This is a genomic window from Sphingomonas phoenicis (assembly GCF_047238005.1).
In the GTDB taxonomy this organism is placed as follows: Bacteria; Pseudomonadota; Alphaproteobacteria; order Sphingomonadales; family Sphingomonadaceae; genus Sphingomonas.
In genome coordinates this window covers 2,545,522-2,568,113 of the sequence record NZ_JBDFMC010000002.1, presented here as the reverse complement: position 1 = coordinate 2,568,113, position 22,592 = coordinate 2,545,522, and the positions used below count along the sequence as shown (strand labels likewise).

The following is a 22,592-nucleotide window of genomic DNA, read 5'->3' as shown; positions in this document are numbered from 1 at the left end:
ACGACCGTGACACCGGCCGGCATCGAGGACTTCCGCGAACTGGCACGCCGCCGGCTGCCGCGTTTCCTGTTCGACTATATCGACGGCGGTTCCTTCGCCGAGGAAACGCTACGCGCGAACGAGGCGGATCTGCAGCGTCTGAAGTTGCGCCAGCGGGTGATGCGTGACGTCGGCGACGTCCGGCTCGGTACCACCCTGTTCGGACAGCCCGCCAGCTTTCCGGTGGCGCTGGCGCCGATCGGCCTTGCCGGGCTGTACGCACGCCGTGGCGAGGTGCAGGCCGCCCGCGCTGCGGAGGCAGCGGAGGTGCCCTTCATCCTGTCGTCCTCGGCATGCTGTGCGATCGAGGAGGTTGCTGCAGGCGTGACGAAGCCCGTCATCCTCCAGCTCTATATGATCAAGGATCGCGGGTTCATGGAGGACCTGCTGGCGCGGACAGCCGCACTGGGCGTCGAGACGCTCATCCTGACCGTCGACCTCATCATCCACTCGCCGCGCCGCCGTGACGTGCGCTCCAGCCTGACCGGCGATCAGGGCCTCGCCGCCCGGCTGCGCCGCTCGTACGAGATCGCCCGCCATCCCGGCTGGGCCTGGGACGTCGGCGTGCGCGGGCGTCCGCACACGCTGGGCAACTTCGCGGCGCGGATGCCCGACGGAGCCGGCCTGGCGCAGTTCACTGCCTGGGTCGGCCGCAACTTCGACCCTACCGTGACATGGTCCGATCTCGACTGGTTGCGGCAGCATTGGCACGGGCGCCTGGCGATCAAGGGTATCCTTGATCCCGACGACGCGCGCGACGCGGTGGCGGCAGGCGCAGAGACGATCATCGTGTCGAACCATGGCGGCCGGCAGCTGGACGGCGCGCCATCCGCGATCGCGGCGCTCCCGGCCGTCGTCGATGCGGTTGATGGACGGGCCGACGTGCTGATGGACGGGGGCATCCGGTCGGGCGTGGACATCCTCCGCGCGCTCGCGATGGGTGCGCGCGGCGTGCTGCTGGGCCGGGCATGGGCTTTCGCCCTCGCCGCACAGGGCGGGGCGGGCGTGACGACCATGTTGTCGCTGATGCGCCACGAACTCGCCGTCGCCATGGCCCTCGCCGGCCAGCGCGACGTCCGTGCCGTGACGCGCGACGCGCTGGTCGCCGACCTTCAACCCTCCGGCGGGTAGTTGGCGGCAAGGTAGTTCACCAGCGGATCGAACTGCGCGTCGGGAATCTGCGCGCCGAACCCGACCATCTTCTCCACCGTTGCTGCCCAGTCGGCGCGCGACTTGCGCTGGTTGGTCACCTGCGCCGCGACGTGGCAGGCGGTACAAGCCTTGTCGGCGAACGCCTTCTCCGGCCCCGGTGCGAAGGACGTCGGATCGCCGCGCGGCGGAGCGGAGGCGGCGATCGCCTGCGCCGCGACGGGGACCGCCTGCGCGACCGATGCGTTCGCGGCCGGCCTCTCGCCCGGCCGCGGCAGGGCGAATACCACCAGCCGGCTCGCGGTGCCGGGACTGCCCAGATACGATCCGCCCGCCGACACCACCGCGACATATTGCCGCCCGTCGCGTCCGCGATAGCTGATCGGCGTGGCATGGGCCGACGCACCCATCCGGAACGTCCACAACTCGCGACCGGTGGCGCTATCGAACGCGCGGAAGCGGGCGTCGTCGGTGGCGCCGATGAACACCAGCCCGCTCGCCGTCGCCAGTGGCCCGCCGACATTGGGCCGCCCGGTCTTCTGCATCGCGGTCGGCAGGCTGTCAGTTATGCCCAGCGGCACCTGCCACGCGATCCGGCCGTTCGACACGTCGATGGCGGTCAGGTTGCCCCAGGGCGGGCGTTGGCACGGCATCCGCGTGCCACCCATGCCGAACCAGGACGGTTGCGGGCCGGCATTGTACCAGTTGCCCTTTGCGTCCTTCCCCATCTTCTCGACCGAGGGAAGTTCGCTGGTGTTGATGATGTAGAGGCCACGGCGCCCGTCATAGGCACCACCACCCCAGTTCGGGCCGCCGCCGCTGCCGGGAAAACGCACCATGGGCCGGTCGGTGCGAAGCGGCTCCCACGCGGCGGCGAAGCCGATGCCCTGCTGCGCCACGCGCGCGCGGCAATGATCGGCCAGCTCCGGCGTCAGCGTCGCGATGTCGGCGGCTGTCATCGACTGGCGCACGATGGGCGGTGGCGCGGCGGGGATCGGCTGCGTCGGCCAGGCCTGCTCGCCCTCCAGGCTGCTGGCCGGCATCGGCATCTCGCGCACCGGGAACAGCGGCTTGCCGGTCACCCGGTCCAGCACGAAGAGGTACCCGGTCTTGTTCATCGCCGCGACGGCCGGGATCGTCCGCCCGCCCCGCCGCACCTCCATCAGGGTCGGCTGGACGGGCATGTCCAGATCCCAGATGTCGTGATGCACCGTCTGGAAGTGCCACAGGTACCGCCCCGTCCGCGCATCCAGGGCCACCAGTGAATTGGCGAACAGATTGGCCCCCGCCCGGTCGATGCCGATCCGGTCGTACGCCGGCGCGCCGAACGGCACGAACACGATTCCGCGCTTCTCGTCGACCGACATGCTGCTCCAGGCATTTACGCCCGATCGCTTCGCTCCGCTGTAGCCCTGCCACGTTTCATGGAAGCGCTCGCCGGGGCGCGGCACCGAATGGAACGTCCACAACAGCTTGCCCGTGCGCGCATCCCAGCCGCGCACGTCGCCTGCCGGCCCCTGCACCGGCGATTCCTGCAAGCGCGCGCCCGTGATGACGACGTTCCCCGCGATCGCCGGCGCACTGTTGATCTGATAGGTATAGCCGGCCGGAAAGCCGCCACCATTGGTCCCGTTCATGATCTCGGCGGTGCGCAGCTGGATCGGTACGAAGTCCGCCGGCGGCTTTCCCGTTGCCAGGTCGAGCGCGAGCAGTTGCCCCGACCGGGTGCCGAAGAACAGGCGCGGCGGCGACGATCCCGTGCCCGGCCAGTATCCCATCCCCCGCCCCGCGATGCCGTCGTCCGCCGGCAGGGCGAAGGTCCATCGCACCGCACCGGTCGCCCCGTCCAGCGCGACGACCCGGCCATAAGGGGTCGCCAGGTACAGGTTCCCGCCGATCGCCAGCGGGGTCATGCTGCTCACCAGCAAGCGGCTGCTGGTGCTGCCGGCCGGTTTCATCTCCAGTGTCCACACCGGGATCAGCCGTGCGACGTTGCCGGGGGTGATCTCGCCCAGGCTGGTGTAGCGCGTGCCGGCCTCGTCGCCGCCGAACCCGGTCCAGTCGCCCACCCGCGCGATGGTCGCCGTCGCGGCACTGGCCGTCGCCAGAGCCAGAATCGCCGTCTTCCATCCCGTCCGCCGCACGCATACTCTCCTGATCGCCGTCGGTCGTTGCCGCACTTTTTCACGTTGCATACATTATCATCTAGTTGCATGCATAGTGGTACAGCGGTCAACGGCGGACATCGGATCGGCCAGGACCCACGCTCGGCACGATCCGGCGGGTCGGCTGACCGGGACAGGGAGGACGAGGATGAAGGCGCGGCTGAAGCGGCTTGGATGGGGAATGCTGGCGGGGGTGACGGCGCTGGCCGCCGGCGGCGCGCAGGCGGCACCCGTCGTCTATCACGGCTTCACGCTGATCGACGGTAGCGGTGGAGCGACCAAGGCCGATCAGGCCATGGTCGTCGACGATGCGGTGATCAAATGGGTCGGCCCGGCCCGTCAGGCGCCGCGTACGCCCGGTGCGACCCGTGTGGATCTGTCGCGCAAGTTCGTGATGCCCGGCATCGTCGATCTGCACATCCACATCGGCACAGTTCGCGATCTGGTACAGAAGGCCGAATATTTCACGCCCGACAGCGTGCGCCACGATCTGCGCACCTATGCCGCCTTCGGGGTCACCACCGTCCAGTCGATGGGCACGGACAAGGACAGCATCATCGCCATCCGCGATGCCGGCCGCACCGGTCCGCAGAACATGGCCCGCCTGCTGACCGCCGGGCAGGGCCTGGTCTTCAAGGGCGGCTATGGCGGCGTGCCCGGTATCAATCATCCGGTCGCCACCCCGGAGGAGGCGGCGGCGGAGGTCGATGCCCAGGCAAGGAAGGGCGTCGATTACATCAAGCTGTGGATGGACGACGAATTGGGCGCGATGCCCAAGATGCCCTACGCCATCAGCAAGGCGATCATCGACGCCGGCCACCGCAACGGCAAGCGCGTGCTCGCCCATGTCTTCTATCTCGCCGATGCCAAGACGCTGGTCGCGCAGGGTATCGACGGCTTCATGCACAGCGTCCGCGACAAGCCGGTCGATGCCGAGCTGATCGCCGCGATGAAGGCGCGAGGCGTGTGGCAAGGCGCCGCCACGCTGAGCCGCGAGGCAGCGGTGTACGCGTTCGGTGCCGATAACCCGCGCACCCGCGATACCTTCTTCCGTCAGGCCGCCGATCCCGCGACGATCGCCGGACTGGAAAGTCCGGAGCGCGAGAAGACCATCGCCACCAGCCGCATCTATCCCGCCCTGCCCCGCATCGACGAGCAGGCGCGCGACAACATCATGCTCCTGGCCAAGGGCGGCGTGAAGTACGGCTTCGGCACCGATGCCGGCCCGCCGGGGCGCCTGCCCGGCTATTCGGAACATTGGGAGCTGGAACAGCTGGTGAAATCCGGCTTCACGCCCGCGCAGGCGATCCACGCCGCCACGGCCCGCTCGGCCGAATGGCTGGGCACCAACGATCGCGGCCTGATCGCCCCCGGCCGGCTCGCCGACTTCGTCGTGCTGAACGCCGATCCCACCCGCGACATCCTCAACAGCCGCAAGATCGCCGCGGTCTATATCGGCGGCAGCAAGGTACCGTCGGTCAAATGAGCGACATGACGGTCGCCGCGGCCCCGGCTGGGATGCGGCCGACGCGGGTACGCCATGTCGTGCTGTGGCTGACCGTGCTCGCCTATATGATCACCTATATGGACCGGGTGGTCATCTCGGTCACCGGGCCGATGATCCAGGCGGAATACGGGCTGTCCAACCGTACCTGGGGCTGGGTGCTGGGCATCTTCCAGATCGGCTATGCCATCTTCCAGATACCCGGCGGCTGGCTGGGCGACCGCTTCGGCCCGCGCCGCGTACTGACCGGTATCGTCATCTGGTGGTCGACCTTCACCGCACTGACCACCGCTACCTGGAACGCGTCCTCGCTGATCGTCTGCCGCTTCCTGTTCGGCTGCGGAGAAGCCGGAGCCTTCCCCAACGCGACCCGCTCGCTCAGCCGCTGGATGCTGCCGTCCGAACGCGGTTTCGCACAGGGACTTACCCATGCCGGCGCCCGCCTCGGCGCGGCACTGACGCCGGTGCTGGTCGTCTGGCTGATGCTCCATTTCGGCTGGCGTGCGCCGTTCCTGATCTTCGCCGTGCTGGGGCTGATCTGGGGAGCGGTGTGGTTCTGGTACTACCGCGACAGTCCGCAGCAGCACGGATCGACCAATGCGGCGGAGCGGCAGCTGATCGCCGACGCGCTGGCGCCGCAGGGTACGGCCGGTGGTGCCGTGACCGCCAAGGTGCCGTGGCGCTTCATCCTTGCCCAGCCGCAGCTGTGGCTGATCTCGGCAATGTATTTCTGCTACGCCTATTCGATCAACATCTTCCTGACGTGGTTTCCCAAGTATCTGAACGAGGTCCGCGATTTCGATCTGGCGCAGATGGGCCTGTTCGCCAGCCTGCCGCTGATGGCCGGCGTCGTCGGCGACATCACCGGTGGATGGGTGTCGGACAGGCTGCTCCACCGCTGGGGCCATGTCACGCTCGCCCGTCGCGTCGTCGCGGTGGTCGGCTTCCTGCTGGCGGCGATCGCCATCCCGGCCGGCGTGCTCAGCGCGTCGCCGCTCGCCAGCGTCGCCTGGTTCGCGCTGGCGGTGTTCGGGCTGGAACTGACGGTCGGCGTTTCCTGGGCGCTCACGCTCGACGTGGGCGGCATCTTCGCGGGCTCGGTGTCGGCGGTGATGAACACCTTCGGGAATATCGGCGGCGCGCTCGCCGCGGTCATCACCGGCTACATCCTGCACTGGAGCGGCTGGAACGCGGCCATGTACGTGCTCGCGGCGCTGTCGGCGATCGGCGGACTGCTGTTCCTGCGCATCGACGCATCCCGGCCGATCTACCTGCCGGATACCGCCCGCGCCGACTGAGGCCTATTTGCGCGCGGTGGACGCCGCCGCGGTCTGATACGCGCGCGACCGTTCCTCGCGCCGGGCGCGGCGGTGCGCGTTCTTGATGCTGTCGGCGCCGTTGTCGAAATGCGACTGCATCAGCTCGGCGATCGCCGGCACGTCGCGTTCGCGGAAGGCCTGCTCGATCAGCTTGTGCTCTTCGAACGCCGCAGCCCAGCGATCATGGTCCAGCGTGCTGACGTGCCGCGCGCGCTCCGCCCGCGGCAGCAGCAGCCGCCACGCCAGGATCAGCGACGCGTTGCCCGAGGATTCGACGATCAGTTCGTGGATCAGCCGATTGGCCTCGAGGTAGCGTGGCCGGTCGCGGCTGGCGAAATACCGGGCCATATCCTCCTGCAGCTCGGACAGGACCTCCAGATCCTCCGGCTGCATTCGCTCGCACGCCAGGCGCGCCGCAAGCGACTCCAGCGCGCCCAGAACCGTGAAGACCTCCGACGCCGCCTGCTCGTCCAGCTGGCTGACCTGCACGGTGCGGTTCGGCAGCAGCGTCACCAGGCCTTCCGCCGCCAGGGTGCGCAATGCCTCACGGACTGGCGTTCGCGACGTGCCGAATTGCTCGCTCAGCGCCACTTCGCGCAGTGGCTCTCCGGGCGCGAGTTCGCCGGCCAGGATCATGCGTCGCAGCAGCGTGACGGCTTCCTGGTGTCGATCCCCCTTGCGTGCGGGCGGACGCTCCTCGGTTCCCCTCGATGTCTCGGCAATCTTCCGCTGCATCGGCGGAGCCTACTCTCACTCGGCGACCACGGCAATCTACCCGCTCCGGGCTCCCTCCCCGAGGACGAACCGCGCTCCGAACCATTTCTAGTATACAATTTGATATGTTTGTGCACAGTCGTGCGAAAAGGAGCATCATACCATGTCGATCGGCCACCCCTTCTTCATCGGCACCAGACTGGTGGAAGCGCCGCTGTTCCTGGCACGGGTGCGCTGACCCATGACACGCAGCGTGACGGGATCGATGCCGGCGGACTGGCGCGACGGATTGTTCGTGGGCAGGGTGGATCGTGGCGAGGGGCCGACGCCGGTGGTGGTGCGCGGCGGGATCGTGCACGACATGAGCCGGGTGGCGCCGACGGTGGCGGACCTGATCGCGGGCGGGACGTTCGACGGCGGCGAGGCGGCAGGACCGCTGGAGGCGCTGGATCCGGCGACGCTGCTGAGCCCGATCGACCTGCAATGCGTGAAGGCGGCGGGAGTGACCTTTGCGGTATCGGCGCTGGAACGGGTGATCGAGGAGCAGGCGCGCGGCGACCATGGCCGTGCCGGCGCGGTGCGCGCGCGGCTGGAGGCGGCGCTGGGCGGCGGCATCCGCTCGGTGGTGCCGGGAACCGCCGAGGCGGCGGCGCTGAAGGAGGCGCTGATCGCGAGCGGCATGTGGTCGCAGTATCTGGAGGTGGCGATCGGGCCGGATGCGGAGATCTTCACCAAGTCGCCGGTGCTCTCGACGGTGGGCTGGAACGCCGCGGTCGGCATCCGGTCGGACTCCACCTGGAACAATCCCGAGCCCGAGGTGGTGCTGGTCGCCGATGCGGGCGGCGCGATCGTCGGCGCGACGCTGGGCAACGACGTGAACCTGCGCGATTTCGAGGGGCGCTCGGCACTGCTGCTGGGCAAGGCGAAGGACAACAACGCGTCCTGTTCGCTGGGGCCGTTCGTGCGGCTGTTTGATGCGGGGTTCGGCATCGAGGACGTGCGCAGCGCCGACATCGCGCTGACGATCGAGGGCGAGGACGGGTACGTGCTGGAGGGCGCCAGCACGATGCGCGAGATCAGCCGCGATCCCGAGGAACTGCTGCGCCAGGCGCTGAGCGAGCATCACTATCCCGACGGGCTGGTGCTGTTCTGCGGAACGCTGTTCGCCCCGACCCAGGACCGCGACGAGCCCGGGCGCGGCTTCACCCACAAGCCCGGCGATGTCGTCACCATCGCCAGCGCCCGGCTCGGCACGCTGGTCAACACCGTCACCACCTCGCGCGATGCGCCCGCCTGGTCCTTCGGCATCGGCGACCTGATGCGCAACCTCGCGCGCCGCGGGCTGCTCGCGGCGGGATAGCGTCAGGGCGCCAGGAACACGACATTGGGAATGCGGAGGCTGCCCGCGGTCGAACTCAATCGTCCGTCCCGTTCGATCCGCAAGGTGACGAGCGTGCCGGAGCGCTCGTTGGCGACCAGCATCTCGCCCCGGTCCTCCAGCAGCAGGAAGAAGCGTGGCCAGTTTCCGCCGCAGGCGGCGTGCTGGAGGAGCGTCAGCGCACCGTCTGTGCCGATCGCGAACACGGCGATGCTGTTGTGCCCCCGGTTGGACACGTAAAGTCGCGTGCCCGCACCGTTGATCGCGATATGCGCCACGGCGGATGCCGTCGATACGCCGGCCGGCAAGCTGGAGACGACCGCGCGCGCCGCGAAACTGCCATCGGCCTTCGCCTGCAGCGTCGTCACCGTGTTCGCCAGTTCCGCCACCAGATAGGCGACCGGCAGGCGTGGATGGCGGGCGAGGTGGCGCGGCCCCGAACCCGCCTCCGCACGGTACGCGATGGTGGTCCCCGCGACCTTCCCCGCCCGTCGATCGATGCGATGCGCGAAGATCGCGTCGGCCCCCAGATCGACCGAGTGCAGGATGTCGCCGATTCCGGCGAACCCCACCCAGTGGGCATGCGGCCCCGCCTGTCGACCCCGGTCCGGGCCGCTGCCCTCGTGACGGATCAGTTGGGCCTCGCCCGTCGGTAGACCCGTCGCGGCGTCGAGCCGCCAGAGCGCGACGTCGCCGCTGGAGTAGTTCGCCACCGCCAGCATCGACTGGCGTGGATCGAGCGCGGCGTGGCAGGGATCGGCACCCAGCGTCGACTCGTTCGCGACACGCCTGAACGCACGATCATAGACCCCGACACGGCCCTGCTGCTGCTCGTCGAGGAGGTAGCGCAACCCTCGACGCGGCATCGTCACGCCGAACGAGGCATTGGCGATGGCGGGCATCGCGACCCCCGCCGACCATGTCCCTTTGTCCGCGAGTAAGGGCACGAGTCCCGGCCCGTCGTTTCGTGCGTAGGTGCCGGCGAAGAGGGACGGGGACGCCGCCCCCCGGGCCGCGACGGGTATCGCCGTCAGCGCGAGGCCGCTCCAGAGGACTTGCCGACGGGACGGCATAACGTAAAGATCATCGGGCATCCGCCCATTGAACCCGCGGATCGCCGCCGCGTCAAACGGCTCAAGGTCTCAACCTGGCAGGGATTGGCCGGAGGAGCCGCTTGGCGAAGCAGGAAAATCGCCGACCGGTGATATCGCCCCCCGCCCGTCGAACCAGCCGATCAGGTTGTCGACGACCAGCTGGCCCATCGCCGCCCGGGTATCGACGGAGGCCGACCCGATATGGGGCAACGTCACCACGCTCGGCATCGCCAGCAGCACCTCGGGAATATTGGGCTCGTTCTCGAACACGTCGAGCCCTGCTCCCCAGATCGTGCCGGACTGCAACGCCGTGACGAGTGCGGACTCATCCACCACGCTGCCGCGCGCGACGTTGATCAGCACGCCTTGCGGCCCCAGCGCGTCGAGCACTTCGGCATCGACCAGATGTCTGGTCGCCGCGCCACCCGGCACGACGACGATCAGGACGTCGCACGCCGCCGCCAACGCTACCGGACTGGCATGATAGTCGTAGCGGATTTGCGCCTGCCGCGATCGCCCATGATAGGCGATCGGTACGTCGAAACCCTCCAGTCGCCTTGCGATCGCCTTGCCGATCGCACCCAGCCCCAGAATGCCCACCGTCCGTCCGCGCAGCGTCGGCGACAGCGGGAAAGATCCCGCTGGCCAGCGGCCCTCGCGCGCATGCCGCTCGGCCTGGGGTATGCATCGGATCGTTGCCAGCAACAGCCCCAGCGCCAGGTCTGCCACCTCCTCGTCCAGCACGCCCGGCGTATTGGTGACGACGATGCCGCGAGCCGCCGCGCCTACCGCATCGACCTTGTCGTAACCCACGCCGAAATTGGCGACGATCTCCAGCGAGGGCAGGCGATCGAACATCGCGGCATCGATCCGGCCGGCAAGCGAACTTACCGCCATTCCCCGCACGCGTGCTCCCGCCGATGCCAGAAACGCGTTTGGATCGGCTTTCTCCCACAATCGATGCAGCACGAAACGCGCGTCCAGCGCATCGATCACCCCGGCTGGCATGGGTGCCGGCATCAGTATCTCGGGTCGCTCCATCCGCCTGTCCCTAGCGCGTTTTACACGCTTGGCGAAAACCGAAACTGATTGACCGCGCCTGCCCGATCGGCGTGGCTGACGCCTGCCCGCTGCCGGAAACGTTGCGGATCATATCTAGTCAGACAAATGAGTTTGGTATACGATCCTTGGATTCGAAGCCGCGGGGCGCTGACCTGCCGGCCCGACCCGAGGCGGCAAGTCGCTGGTATGACGGAGATGATGCGTGCAATCCGATGATCGATTTTCGAACCACGACGTCGCACTGCCTTGCGGCGGCCTCCATCGTCGCCACGTCCTGACGGCAGCGATCGGGGCAGTCGCTGTTTCGATGACGGACAGCGCCCTCGCCATTGCAGCCGCCCCCGGCCAACCGGTCAACCTGGCCAAGGTCGCGAAGGCCGGCGGCCTCTACGTGTCCGGCGACACCAGCTTCGGCGCGCTGAACAGCGGCGCGGAGCCGGCCAGTTCGGCCGCGGCGGAGGGCGGCGCCTATGGCACTTGGCCGCGCACCGATGGCCAGTGGGTGACCTATGAGTGGGATCGGCCGGTCACCACTGACGGCATCGACGTATACTGGTGGCAGGACGGACAGGGCATCGCGGCGCCGCGGTCCGCACGGCTGCTCTACTGGAACGGACAGGCCTTCGTGCCGGTGCGCAATGCGCGCGGCAACGGCGTCGCGACCGACCGGTTCAACCGCACCAGCTTCGATCCGGTCACGACGACGCGCCTCAAGCTGGAGATGCAGGGCGACGGCAGGAAATCGGTCGGCATCCTCCAGTGGAAGGTGTGGAGCGCCGGCGCCGTGCCCGCCTTCGCACCGGTCGTCGCGGCCGGCGTCGACCGCGCGATGGTGGTGGGTGGCCAGACCTATCTCGCCGGAAAGGCCGACTGGCTCCAGCGCCAGCCGGGCGATGGGCTGCGCTGGACCAAGGTCAGCGGCCCGGGCGAGGTGATCTTCGCCGATGCCGCCGCGTCGACCACCCGTGCCACCGCCAGCAAGCCGGGCGAGTATGTGCTGCGGTTGTCGGCGAATGCGGGAGAGCGGGATGCCGTCTCCACCGTCGGCCTGCGCGTCGTCGCGCCGCCGCCGGCCAAACGGCTGGAGGTGGTCTACACCACCCCTTACGCGATCGACAGCCCGCTGTGGAACGAGCGTGCCAAGTCGCTGATCGTCAACTGGATACCGCATTGCGTCGCCTATTGTGAGCGCACCGACCTGAAGACCGGCCAGGGCGGCATCGACAATTTCGTCGAGGCGGCCAAGGCGATCCGTGGCGAGCGCCACGACCGTCACAAGGGCTATGTCTTCTCCAACGCCTGGGTTCACCAGACGGTCGAATCGATGTGCATCGCACTGATGGTCGATCCGCAGGGCGATGCGGAGATTACGGCGGCGCAGGCCGGCATGCGCGCCACGCTGGAGCGCTGGATCCCGATCATCCTCGCCGCGCAGGAGCCCGACGGCTATCTCCACACCGCCTATACGCTGGCCGATCGCCGCGAGTGGCCGGAACGCTGGTCGCCCGATCACCGCGCCGATCACGAAGGCTATGTCGCAGGCTATTTCATCGAATCGGCGATCAACCATCATACGCTGACCGGCGGCACCGATCTCCGCCTCTACGATGCCGCCAAGAAGCTGGCCGATTGCTGGGTGGCGAACATCGGACCGGGCAAGAAGCCATGGTTCGACGGCCATCAGGAGATGGAGCAGGCGCTGGTGCGCTTCGGCCGTTTCGTCAACGACATGGAGGGCAAGGGCCGCGGCGATGCCTATATCCGGCTGGCCCGCTTCCTGCTCGATTCGCGTGAAGGCGGGTCGGAGTACGACCAGAGCCACCTGCCGCCCGAACAGCAGTACGAGGCGGTCGGCCATGCGGTACGCGCCGTCTACTTCTATTCGGGCATGGCCGACATCGCCGCCGAGACCGGCGATCGCGATTACCAGAGCGCGACGATGTCGCTCTGGGACAATATGGTGAACCGCAAATACTACGTCACCGGCGGCGTCGGCAGTGGCGACACGTCGGAGGGGTTCGGCGGCAACTACGCCTTGCGGAACGACGCCTATTGCGAGTCCTGTTCCAGCTGCGGGCTGATCTTCTTCCAGTACAAGCTGAACCTGTCCTATCACGACGCGAAGTACGCCGACCTGTACGAGGAGACGATGTACAACGCGCTGCTGGGCGCGACCGACCTGGCCGGCAAGAGCTTCTGCTACACCAACCCGCTGGAGAATACCGAGCGGGCCAAGTGGCACACCTGCCCATGCTGCGTCGGCAACATCCCGCGCACCCTGCTGATGATGCCGACCTGGACCTATGTGAAGGATTCGGGCGGCGTGTACGTCAATCTGTTCGTCGGCAGCCGCATCGATGTCGGCGATGTCGCGGGCACCCGGCTCCAGATGGTGCAGGAGACGAACTATCCGTGGCAGGGCGCCGTCGCGATCACGGTCAACCCGGCCGAGCCGCGCCGCTTCTCCGTCCGCGTCCGGGTGCCGGACCGCAAGACCAGCGCGCTCTATACCGCCACGCCCGCCGTTCAGGGACTGCGAGGCCTGAAGGTCAACGGCACGTCGGTGACGCCGGTGATCGAGAACGGCTATGCCGTCATCACCCGCGAATGGCGCCGCGGCGACCGGATCGAGGTCGAGCTGCCGATGGCGGTGCAGCGCGTGACCGGGGACGAGCGGATCGAGGCGACCCGCGGCAAGGTCGCCTTGCGCTACGGACCGCTGGTCTACAATGTCGAGCGGGTCGATCAGCCGCGCCTCGACGGGTCTCTGTCGCGCGATCCGCTGACCCCCGAGTGGCGGGCCGACCTGCTGGGCGGCGTGATGGTCATCCGCGGAACCTGGGCCGACGGCACGCCGATGCTGGCCGTTCCCAACTTCGCCCGCGCGAACCGCGACGGCGGCACGATCAAGGAGTTCCCGGGCCAGACCACCGGCGTCGAATATGCACCCGGCGCGTCTCAGGTTGCGGCATCGGAGGATGCGGCGCCGGCTTTCCGGGACTATGGGCCCGGCATCCGCACGACCGTCTGGATCGCCGCGACCTGATCGCGCACCGACGATCCGAACGTGCTCCGCAGCGCCGCGCTGCGAAGCACGTTCGGCCGATCAATACATGTGCTGGCCGCCGTTGATGCTCAGCGTCGATCCGGTCACGAAGCCGCCATCCTCGGAACACAGGAACGCCACGCCGCGCGCGATCTCGTGCGCCTGGCCCAGTCGGCCGACCGGGATCTTGGCGACGATCTTCTCCAGCACGTCGGCGGGCACCGCGGCGACCATGTCGGTGTCGATATACCCCGGGGCGATCGCGTTCACCGTCACCCCGGCACGCGCGCCCTCCTGCGCCAGCGCCTTGGTGAAGCCATGGATGCCCGACTTGGCGGCGGCGTAGTTGACCTGCCCATACTGGCCCGCCTGCCCGTTGATCGATCCGATGTTGACGATCCGCCCCCATTTGCGCTCGCGCATGCCGGGGAACACCGCCTTCGCCATGTTGAAACAGCCGCCCAGATTGGTGTCGATCACCTCTTTCCACGCCTGGTAGGTCATCTTCAGGATGGTGCCGTCGCGGGTGATGCCGGCATTGTTGACGACCACGTCGATTGGCCCCAGCGCCTCGGCCACTTCCGCGCAACCGGCCTGACAGGCGTCATAGTCGGACACGTCCCACTTGAACGCCCTGATCCCCGTCCGCTCGGTGAATTCCTGCGCGCGGCTGTCGTTGCCGGCGTAGTTCGCCGCGACGGTGAAGCCTGCATCCTTCAATGCGAGACTGATCGCCTCGCCGATTCCGCGCGTGCCGCCCGTGACGATCGCCACCCGTGCCATTCAGTCTCTCCTCTGCCGGTTTTGCCCGACGCTACGGCACGCGCACCCAGCCTTCAAGCTCGCGGGCCAGAATATCGCGGAGCATCGCGATCCCGCCATCCTCGTCGTTCAGGCACGGCAAATAGGCGAAATGGGTGCCGCCCGCCTCCATGAAGCTCTCGCGCCCGCGGATCGCCAGTTCCTCCAGCGTCTCAAGGCAATCGGCGGAGAACCCGGGCGCCAGGATCGCGACCCGCTTCGTTCCCGCCTTCGCCATCGCCACCAGCGTCTCGTCCGTTGCCGGGCCCAGCCATTTCGCCGGGCCGAAGCGGGACTGGAACGCGATCGTCAGCGGCCGTCCCGCCAGCGTGGGTGCCAATGCCTCGTCCAGCAGCCGCGCCGTCTTCTGGCAATGGCAGTGATACGGGTCGCCCAGCTGCAGCGTCCGCTTCGGCATGCCATGGAAACTGGCGATCAGCGCCTCGGGCTCGAAGTCGAGTTGGGCCAGCGCGGTCTCGACCGATGCCTTCAGCGCGCGAATGTACAGCGGATCGTCGTGATAGGGCGGCAGGGTGCGGATCGCCGGCTGCCAGCGCATCGTCGCCAGATGCGCGAACGCCTTGTCGTTGGCCGTCGCGGTCGTCGCCGCGCAATATTGCGGATAGAGCGGCGCCAGCAGGATGCGCTCGCACCCGGCGTCCTTCATCGCCTGCAACCGCTCGGCGATGGCGGGACGGCCGTACCGCATCGCCCAGTCGACCAGCACGCCTGGGCCGAACACGGTCTTCAGTCGGTCCGCCTGCGCGCGGGTGATCGCCGCGAGGGGCGAGCCGTCGTCGCGCCACACCTGCTGGTAGGCGTGGGCGGATTTCTTGGGGCGGGTGTTGAGGATGATGCCGCGCAGGATCGGCTGCCAGGCGATCGCCGGAATCTCGACGACGCGGCGGTCGGACAGGAACTCGCCCAGATAGCGCCTGACGCTTTTCGCGTCCGGCCCGTCGGGAGTGCCGAGGTTCATCAGCAGCACGCCGACGCGCGGCGCGGGGACAAGGGGATGGTCGGGGGGAAGGTCCATCAGCCCACCCTTAGCGGCAGGCGCCGGATGCGATAGCCGGTCGATGCCTGCAACGCGTTGGCGATGGCCGGCGCGACCGGCGGCACCGCCACTTCGGCCACCCCGCCGGGCGCCTCGTCCGACCGGATCAGTTCGACCGTGATGTCGGGCGTGTCGGCCAGCCGCGGCAGCCACAATGTGTCGAACCCGCGCGTTGTCGCCAGCCCGCGGTCGAACCCGGTCGACGCGCCCAGCGCCTGCGCCAGTCCGAATACCAGCCCGCCCTCGATTTGCTGACGGACAAGATCGGGATTGACGACGCGCCCGCAATCAACCGCCGCGACCAGCCGGTCGACGACGATGCGACCGCCATCGCCACGATGAGCCTCCGCCATCACGGCGACGTAGCTGCCGCGAAAGGCGTGCGCGGCGATCCCCTGCCCGCTACCCGGCACGCCGCCGTCCCACCCGCCCAGCGACGCCGCCGTCGACAGGCAACGGGCCAGCCGCGGCTCGCCGCCCAGCATGCCGATCCGGTACGACACCGGCTCCGACTGCGCGGCATGCGCCAGCTCGTCGAGGAAACATTCGGTGAAGAAGCAGGTATAGCCATGCGCTCCGCCACGCACGTGCCCGGTCGGCATGCCGATGTCGGCGGCGTGATGGTCGATCGCATGGGCGGGCACCCGGTAGGGCGGCACCGCGCCGCCGACGACATACCGGTCGGTCGGATCGAGCCGGAGTGCGGCCTTCGCTGCGGCCTCGTGCCGCAGCATCGCCGCCAGCGACCGCCCGATCGCCGGCGCGGCGATCTTGGCCTGCCAGCCCAGGATGGTGCCGTTCTGCCCCAGCCTTGCCGCCATGCGAGCCATTGCGGGTGGGCGATATCGGTCGTGGAGCAGCGCCTCCCCGCGCGACCAGGTGACGCTGACCGGGCGCTTCAGCTCGATCGCCAGCACCGCCGCCTGTTCCGCAACCGTGGTGTCGAACGCCTGCCCGTCGGTCCCGCCCAGTTGCATGGGGTGGACGATCACCGCGTCCGTCCCCAGCCCTGCGGCCGCCGCCGCGGCGGCCCGCACCCGTTCCGGCGCCACCGTCTGTACCCACATCTCCAGCCGGTCGTCGTGCATCACCGCCGCAGCTGCCGGCGTCTCGATCGCGGCATGCACCCCGGCATCCGCCCGGTAGGTTGCGGTGAACAGCGTCGCACCGCGGAACGTGGCGGCCAGGTCGCCCGCCGCCGCCACCCGCTGCCCCTCGCCATCCAGCGCAGCCGCCAGCGCGGCCTCGATCGAAGCGTCGTCGGGCATCACGCTGCTGGTCGAGAAGCGCGGATGTGCGGCGTCCAGCGCGCGCATCGCCGCCCAGCCGCTGTTCGCCGCCGCCGCGATCCAGCCCGGCCGCTCGATCAGCTTGACCAGCCCGCGCACCGCCTGCGCGGCGGCCCGGCCCGCCGCCACCAGCCGGCTGTCGCCCGGCGGCGCCTGCCGGATCGCGACGTGCAGCATGCCGGGCAGGCGGATGTCGGCGGCGTAGTTGGTCGATCCGTCGACCTTGGCCGGCGCATCGAGCCGGGGCAGCGGCTGCCCGGCCAGCGCGCCCGCACCCGCCACCCCGACCGGCAGCGGATCGGGCGGCGACAGTGCCGCCGCCGCCGCCGCCAGCTCGGCAAAACGCAATTTACGCTTGCCGAGCACGACGAAGCCCTTCTCGGCGGAGCACTGCGTCCAGTCCGCGTCCCAGCGCGCCGCCGCCGCCATGCACAGCACCGCCCGCGCCGCGGCTGCGGCCGCACGCAGCGGCTCCTCGAACATCCGGATCGAACTCGACGCCGCCGTCAGCATCGGCGCCGGTGCCGCGCTGCGCGCATCGCCCGCCGGTCGCCGCGCCGGCATCCCCTCCAGCAGGTCGTCGATGCCCAGCGGGTTGGCATAGAGCGGGTTCAGTGGCGCGGGCTCCACCCCCACCGTGCGCCAGTCCGCGCCCAGTTCGTCGGCGGCGACCTGCGCCAGCCCGGTCCAGCTGCCCTGCCCGTATTCGACCTGCGGCACCGCGACCGTGACGCGCCCGTCCTCCCCCACCTTCAGCCACGCCCCGAAGACGTGCTCGCCCGGATTGGCGACCAGGGTCGGCGCATAGGTGCGCGGCCACAGCCCCCATGCCGCGACCAGCCCCACGCCGATACCGCCGCCGATCAGCACCCTGCGCCTGGTGATTGCCGTCATGATCGTGGCTGTACGCGGGAAGATCGATCAGCGGAACAGCCGGTTTGGCGACCGTCCGCCCCTACATGCTCAAGCCGTGACCGCCAGCGCCCGGTACGCCGCCTTCAGCCCGACCTTGTCGATCTTCTCCGTTCCCAGCCGCGGCAGCGGCGCCTCGGCGATCCACACGCGGGTCGGTACCTTGAACGCGGCGATGTGGTCGGCCAGATAGGCGCGCAGCCCGTCGTCGCTCACCGCCATGTCGCCGTCCAGATGCACCACCGCGACCGGCACCTCGCCCAGCCGCTCGTCGGGCAGCCCGAACACCGCCGCCTCCTTCACCGCCGGATGGGTGTAGAGCGCCGCCTCCACTTCCTGGCAGCTGATATTCTCGCCGCCGCGGATGATGATGTCCTTCTTGCGGTCGACGATGAAGAGATAGCCATCGGCGTCCAGATAGCCGATGTCGCCCGACCGGAAGAATCCGTCGGCGGTGAACGCCTGGGCAGTCGCGGCCGGGCGGTTCCAGTAGCCGCGGAAATTGGCGATCGACCGGATGCCGATCTCCCCCCGCTCGCCCTGCGGCAGGTGGCGCCCATCATCGTCAACGATGGCGACGTCGACCAGCGGCTTCGAGGGGCGGCCGCAGGAATCGGGCTTCGCCAGATAGTTGGTCCGCCAGTTGCCGGTGCCGACCGCGTTCGTCTCGGTAAGCCCGTATCCGATCAGCGGAGCTGGGCCGCCCATCTCGGCATCGATGCGACGGACATGCTCCACCGGTCGCGGCGCCCCGCCCGCGCCGAAATCGGTGACGCTCGACAGGTCGTAGTTCGCCCGGTCGGGATGGTTCAGTATCTCGAAGCTCATCAACGGCACGCCGATGAAATAGGTGACGCGCTCCTTCTCGATCAGCCGCATCGCCTCCACCGGGTCCCATTTCGGGATGATCACCAGCCGCCGCCCGATCGCGAAGCTCTGCAGGAACACCGGCACCTCGGCGGTGACGTGGAACAGCGGGATGGTCAGCAGCGTGACATGCTGGGTGGTGGGCGCCTTGCCGTCCTGCGTCGCGATGCTCAGCATCGTCAGCGCCTGCGACAGGAAGCTGAACGTGCCCGCGATCACCGCGCGGTGATCGGACAGCGCGCCCTTCGACTGCCCGGTCGATCCGGAGGTGAACAGGATCGTCGCCAGATTGTCCGGCCCTACTTCCGGCAGCTCGCCCGCGGCACCCTCGACCAGCGGAGCGATCGCGCGATCGAGCGGCAACGTGTCGTCCAGCGTCACCACCGGCGGCTTGCGGCCGGGGATCTGCGCCAGCCGTGCCGCGCGCGGGGCATCGGCGACGATCAGCGCGCAATCGACGTCGGCGATCGCGGCGGCGCACTCCTCGGCCTGCCACCAGCCGTTCAGCAGCGTCGCGACCCCGCCGGCCATCAGCACGCCCATATAGGTCACGATCCACGACGGCGAGTTGCGTGCCGCGATGCCCACCCGGTCGCCGCGTGCGATCCCGCGCCCGACCAGCGCCCGTGCGACCCGACCCGCCACCTCGTACACCTGCCCGAAAGTCAGCCGCTCGTCGCCGGAGACGAGGAATTCCACGTCCCGATGCTGATTGCAGTAATGTGCGAAATAATGCGGCAACGACGGCGGCGCCGCGGCGATCACCGGCAATGTCGTGCCCCATCGTTCGATGGTGTCGGTGGCCAGCATACCGCCTGTGGCGGTCAGCCCGGCGATCGTCTCGTCCATCCGGCGATCGAGCTCGGTCCGCATCCTTCTCTCCGCTTGGTCTTGTCGTTACGGGCCACTATGCAGGCACCGATGACGAGGGGAAAGCCTTGATCCACCTACTGGCCCTCGCGGGCGACCATATTCGCTTCACCGATCTGGGGCTGCACCCCGACGTCTTCTCGATCGGCTTCTTCACGCTGCGCTGGTACAGCCTGGCGTACATCGCCGGCATCGTCGTCGGCTGGTGGTACCTGCTGCGCCTGCTCGACCAGCCCGGCGCGCCGATGGCGCGGCGCCATGCCGACGATCTGGTCTTCTATGCCACGCTGGGCATCATCCTGGGCGGCCGGATCGGATACGTGGTGTTCTACGCGCCCGAGATGTTCCTGCATCCCCTGATGATCCTGCGGCTGTGGGATGGCGGCATGTCGTTCCACGGCGGGGTCATCGGCACATCGCTGGGCATCATCCTGTTCGCGCGCAAGAACGGGCTCAACTGGCTGCGCATCCACGATTACGTCGCCTGCGTCGTGCCGTTCGGCCTGTTCTTCGGCCGGCTGGCCAATTTCGTGAACGGCGAGCTGTGGGGAAAGCCGGCGACCGTGCCCTGGGCGATCGTCTTCCCCCGCACCGTCCCCTTTCCGCTGACCGACCCTGCCCGCCACCCCAGCCAGCTGTACGAGGCGGGGCTGGAGGGCATTCTCCTCTTCGCGCTCCTGTGGTTCGCCTTCTGGCGCACCAGGGCACGCTACGAACCGGGCAAGCTCGTCGGCCTGTTCCTGGTCGGTTACGGCCTGGCGCGCTTCACGGTCGAATTCTTCCGCGAACCCGACAGCCAGCTGCGCGCCTTTGCCGAGGCGACGGGCCTCCACATGGGCCAGTGGCTGTGCGTGCCGATGATCGCCGGCGGCCTGTACCTGATCGCCACCGCGCCGCGGCGCCGGGTGCGGGTGGAACCGATCGCCGGCACGGAGAGCGTCGCCTGACCGACCCGCAGATCACCGCGGAGGACGAGGCGCTGCCCGAACGGCTGGCGCGCGCCATTGCGCTCGCCGGACCGATCCCGCTGTCCCAGTACATGGCGGCCGCCAACGCGCATTACTACGCCACCCGCGATCCACTGGGTGCCGCCGGCGACTTCGTGACCGCGCCCGAGATCAGCCAGATGTTCGGCGAACTGGTGGGCCTGTGGTGCGCGGACCTGTGGGAACGGGCCGGCCGTCCGGCGATCCACTGGGTCGAGCTGGGGCCCGGCCGCGGCACCCTCGCCGTCGATGCGATGCGCGCGATGGCGAAGGCCGGGCTCGCGCCGACGGTCCACTTCGTCGAGACCAGCCCGATGCTCCGTGCTGCGCAGGCCGCCCGGGTGGCCGACGCGATCTTCCACGATTCCGTCGACACGCTGCCCGACGACGCGCCGTTGATCGTCGTCGCCAACGAGTTCTTCGACGCATTGCCGATCCGCCAGCTGATCCGCCGCCCGGACGGTTGGCACGAGCGGCTGGTCGCGTGCCAAGACACGCTGTTCCTGCCGATCCCCCGTCGTGCCGTGCCCGAACAGGTCATCCCCGCCCCGCTGCGCGATGCGCCGGCCGGCGCGATCTTCGAGGTTTCGCCGGCCGCGGTCGCGGTGATGCGGTCGCTCGCCGTGCGGCTCGCGGCACAGGGAGGCGCGCTGCTGGCGATCGATTACGGGCATGAGGGGCCCTTGCTCGGAGAGACGCTGCAGGCGGTGCGCGCGCACGGCTTCGCCAACCCGTTCGAGGCCCCGGGTGAGCACGACCTGACCGCGCATGTCGATTTCACCACGCTGGCGGCGGCAGCGCAGGCATCGGGATGCGTCGCCTGGGGGCCGGTCGATCAGGCCGAATGGCTGGTGAAGCTGGGCATCGACGCCCGCGCCGCCACCCTCGCCCGCGCCGCGCCCGAGCGCGGTGGCCAGATCGCGACCGACCGTCAACGGCTGATCGGCGGCATGGGCGACCTGTTCAAGGCACTGGCCATCACCGCGCCCGGCTGGCCCGATCCGGCCGCCTTCGCATGATCGTCTGGCGCGACGCCGTGCCCGGCGACGGTCCCAAGCTGGCGGCACTGTTCGCGCGCTGCTTCACCGACACCTTCGGGCACCTCTATCACTCGCGCGATCTGGCGATGTTCCTGAAGGGGCAAGGCCCCTATGGCTGGATCAGCCAGCTCGCCAATCCCGCCTTCGCGGTACGGCTGGGCGAGGTGGAGGGCGAGCCTGTCGCCTTCGCCAAGCTGGGTCCCCCCGCCCTGCCGGTGGAGCGTCGCGGCCGCTCGGCCGAGTTGCGCCAGCTGTATGTCCTGTCGGGGCATCATGGCAGCGGCGCGGGACAGTTGCTGATGGACTGGGCGATCGACACCGCGCGCGGACGCGGGGCGGACGAGTTGTTCCTGTCTGTCTATGTCGAGAACCACCGTGCCCTGCGCTTCTATCGGCGGCAGGGGTTCGAGCCGGTCGGCTCCTACGACTTCATGGTCGGCAACCACCGGGACGAGGACGTGCTGATGAGGTTGACGCTGTGACCGTCGACGTGGTCCGCGCACGAAATCTGGACGGGGTTCCGCACGGCTTTCTCGGGCGGCGCGGCGGCGTGTCGACCGGCGTCACCGCGGGCCTCGACCTGGGCCGACGTGGGCAGGACACGATCGGGCCCGATCTGGCGGAGAACCGTCGCCGCGCCGTCGCGGCGGTGCTGCCGGGCGCGGCGCTGGCGACCGTGTACCAGGTCCACTCGACCGGTGTCGCACGGCTGCTGACCGCCCCCGACGATGGCGACCGGCCCCGTGCCGATGCGATGGTCACCGACCGCCCCGACATCCTGCTCGGCATCCTCACCGCCGATTGCGCGCCGGTGTTGTTCGCGGACATCGACGCCGGCGTGGTCGGGGCGGCGCATGCCGGGTGGAAGGGCGCGCTCGCCGGCATCACCGACGCGACGATCGCCGCCATGGAGGCGATCGGCGCCCGGCGGGGGCGGATCGCCGCCGCCATCGGCCCGTGCATCGCCCGGCGCAGCTACGAGGTCGACGACGCGTTCCTCGCCCGGTTCGCCGACGCCGATCCCGCCAACGAGCGCTTCTTCGCCCCCGCCCGCGACGGCCATCACCGCTTCGATCTGGAGGCGTATGTCGCGCATCGCCTTGCCGCTGCCGGCGTGGAGAGGATCGAGACGATGGGCCTCGACACCTATGCCGACGAAGCGCGCTTCTACAGCTATCGCCGTGCCACTCACCGCGCGGAGGCTGATTACGGGCGGCAGATATCGCTGATCGGCCTCGCCCGGCCGGCGGGTTGACCCATGCGCCCGCTTCCTCCGGCACGCTGATGCGTTACACTCCGC

General features: G+C 69.1%; 17 protein-coding genes. 9 read left to right on the top strand and 8 right to left on the bottom strand.

Annotation, left to right across the window (positions count from 1 at the left end):
- Positions 1-6: 6 nt before the first annotated feature.
- Positions 7-1,170, top strand: coding sequence for an L-lactate dehydrogenase (locus ABC319_RS13405; protein WP_413070709.1), 1,164 nt, complete (start codon positions 7-9; stop codon positions 1,168-1,170).
- On the opposite strand, the gene ABC319_RS13400 is transcribed toward ABC319_RS13405, so the two are convergent.
- Positions 1,152-3,332, bottom strand: coding sequence for an outer membrane protein assembly factor BamB family protein (locus tag ABC319_RS13400; protein ID WP_413070708.1), 2,181 nt, complete (start codon positions 3,330-3,332; stop codon positions 1,152-1,154). The genes ABC319_RS13405 and ABC319_RS13400 overlap by 19 nt on opposite strands.
- 169 nt (positions 3,333-3,501) lie before the next feature.
- On the opposite strand from ABC319_RS13400, the gene ABC319_RS13395 reads away from it, so the two are divergent.
- Together ABC319_RS13395 and ABC319_RS13390 are read left to right on the top strand one after the other, a co-directional pair.
- Positions 3,502-4,839, top strand: coding sequence for an amidohydrolase family protein (locus ABC319_RS13395; protein WP_413070707.1), 1,338 nt, complete (start codon positions 3,502-3,504; stop codon positions 4,837-4,839).
- A complete protein-coding gene (locus ABC319_RS13390) occupies positions 4,836-6,155 on the top strand; it encodes an MFS transporter (RefSeq protein ID WP_413070706.1) in 1,320 nt (439 codons plus the stop codon). Before ABC319_RS13395 ends, ABC319_RS13390 begins: the two co-directional genes overlap by 4 nt.
- Before the next feature lie 3 nt (positions 6,156-6,158).
- Here ABC319_RS13390 and ABC319_RS13385 read toward each other — a convergent pair whose 3' ends face one another.
- Complete coding sequence (locus ABC319_RS13385) at positions 6,159-6,911, bottom strand: GntR family transcriptional regulator (RefSeq protein ID WP_413070705.1); 753 nt, start codon at positions 6,909-6,911, stop codon at positions 6,159-6,161.
- Between the two features lie 220 nt (positions 6,912-7,131).
- On the opposite strand from ABC319_RS13385, the gene ABC319_RS13380 reads away from it, so the two are divergent.
- Positions 7,132-8,250 carry a fumarylacetoacetate hydrolase family protein gene (locus ABC319_RS13380; RefSeq protein WP_413070704.1) on the top strand — a complete coding sequence of 373 codons (1,119 nt, stop codon included), beginning with the start codon at positions 7,132-7,134 and terminating at the stop codon, positions 8,248-8,250.
- 2 nt (positions 8,251-8,252) lie between these two features.
- Here ABC319_RS13380 and ABC319_RS13375 read toward each other — a convergent pair whose 3' ends face one another.
- The gene (locus ABC319_RS13375; RefSeq protein WP_413070703.1) at positions 8,253-9,341 is read right to left on the bottom strand and encodes a lactonase family protein; all 1,089 of its coding nucleotides are present in this window, start codon (positions 9,339-9,341) and stop codon (positions 8,253-8,255) included.
- Positions 9,342-9,410: 69 nt separating this feature from the next.
- The gene (locus tag ABC319_RS13370) at positions 9,411-10,403 is read right to left on the bottom strand and encodes a 2-hydroxyacid dehydrogenase (RefSeq protein ID WP_413070702.1); all 993 of its coding nucleotides are present in this window, start codon (positions 10,401-10,403) and stop codon (positions 9,411-9,413) included.
- A gap of 328 nt (positions 10,404-10,731) precedes the next feature.
- On the opposite strand from ABC319_RS13370, the gene ABC319_RS13365 reads away from it, so the two are divergent.
- Positions 10,732-13,470: a glycoside hydrolase family 127 protein gene (locus tag ABC319_RS13365; protein ID WP_413070701.1), complete on the top strand. Its 2,739-nt coding sequence runs from the start codon at positions 10,732-10,734 to the stop codon at positions 13,468-13,470.
- 60 nt (positions 13,471-13,530) lie between these two features.
- On the opposite strand, the gene phbB is transcribed toward ABC319_RS13365, so the two are convergent.
- The 4 genes from phbB to ABC319_RS13345 form a co-directional block, all read right to left on the bottom strand.
- Entirely contained in the window at positions 13,531-14,253 is a 723-nt protein-coding gene (gene phbB / locus ABC319_RS13360; protein WP_413070700.1) for an acetoacetyl-CoA reductase, read from the bottom strand.
- Between the two features lie 31 nt (positions 14,254-14,284).
- On the bottom strand, positions 14,285-15,307 hold the full coding sequence (hemH, locus tag ABC319_RS13355) for a ferrochelatase (protein WP_413070699.1): 1,023 nt from the start codon (positions 15,305-15,307) through the stop codon (positions 14,285-14,287).
- Positions 15,307-17,511, bottom strand: coding sequence for a molybdopterin cofactor-binding domain-containing protein (locus ABC319_RS13350; RefSeq protein WP_413070698.1), 2,205 nt, complete (start codon positions 17,509-17,511; stop codon positions 15,307-15,309). Before ABC319_RS13350 ends, hemH begins: the two co-directional genes overlap by 1 nt.
- A gap of 69 nt (positions 17,512-17,580) precedes the next feature.
- On the bottom strand, positions 17,581-19,269 hold the full coding sequence (locus ABC319_RS13345; RefSeq protein WP_413070697.1) for a class I adenylate-forming enzyme family protein: 1,689 nt from the start codon (positions 19,267-19,269) through the stop codon (positions 17,581-17,583).
- A 65-nt stretch (positions 19,270-19,334) separates the two neighbouring features.
- Between ABC319_RS13345 and lgt the strand changes: the two genes are divergently transcribed.
- The 4 genes from lgt to pgeF are packed head-to-tail and all read left to right on the top strand — an operon-like array spanning position 19,335 to position 22,547.
- Positions 19,335-20,213, top strand: a complete 879-nt coding sequence (gene lgt / locus ABC319_RS13340) for a prolipoprotein diacylglyceryl transferase (protein WP_413070696.1) — start codon at positions 19,335-19,337, stop codon at positions 20,211-20,213.
- The gene (locus ABC319_RS13335; protein WP_413071695.1) at positions 20,210-21,271 is read left to right on the top strand and encodes a class I SAM-dependent methyltransferase; all 1,062 of its coding nucleotides are present in this window, start codon (positions 20,210-20,212) and stop codon (positions 21,269-21,271) included. The genes lgt and ABC319_RS13335 overlap by 4 nt, the downstream gene beginning before the upstream one ends.
- Positions 21,268-21,774 (top strand): GNAT family N-acetyltransferase, encoded by a 507-nt coding sequence (locus ABC319_RS13330; protein ID WP_413070695.1) that lies wholly within the window; start codon positions 21,268-21,270, stop codon positions 21,772-21,774. The genes ABC319_RS13335 and ABC319_RS13330 overlap by 4 nt, the downstream gene beginning before the upstream one ends.
- Positions 21,771-22,547: a peptidoglycan editing factor PgeF gene (pgeF, locus tag ABC319_RS13325; protein ID WP_413070694.1), complete on the top strand. Its 777-nt coding sequence runs from the start codon at positions 21,771-21,773 to the stop codon at positions 22,545-22,547. Before ABC319_RS13330 ends, pgeF begins: the two co-directional genes overlap by 4 nt.
- The last annotated feature ends 45 nt before the right edge of the window (positions 22,548-22,592 follow it).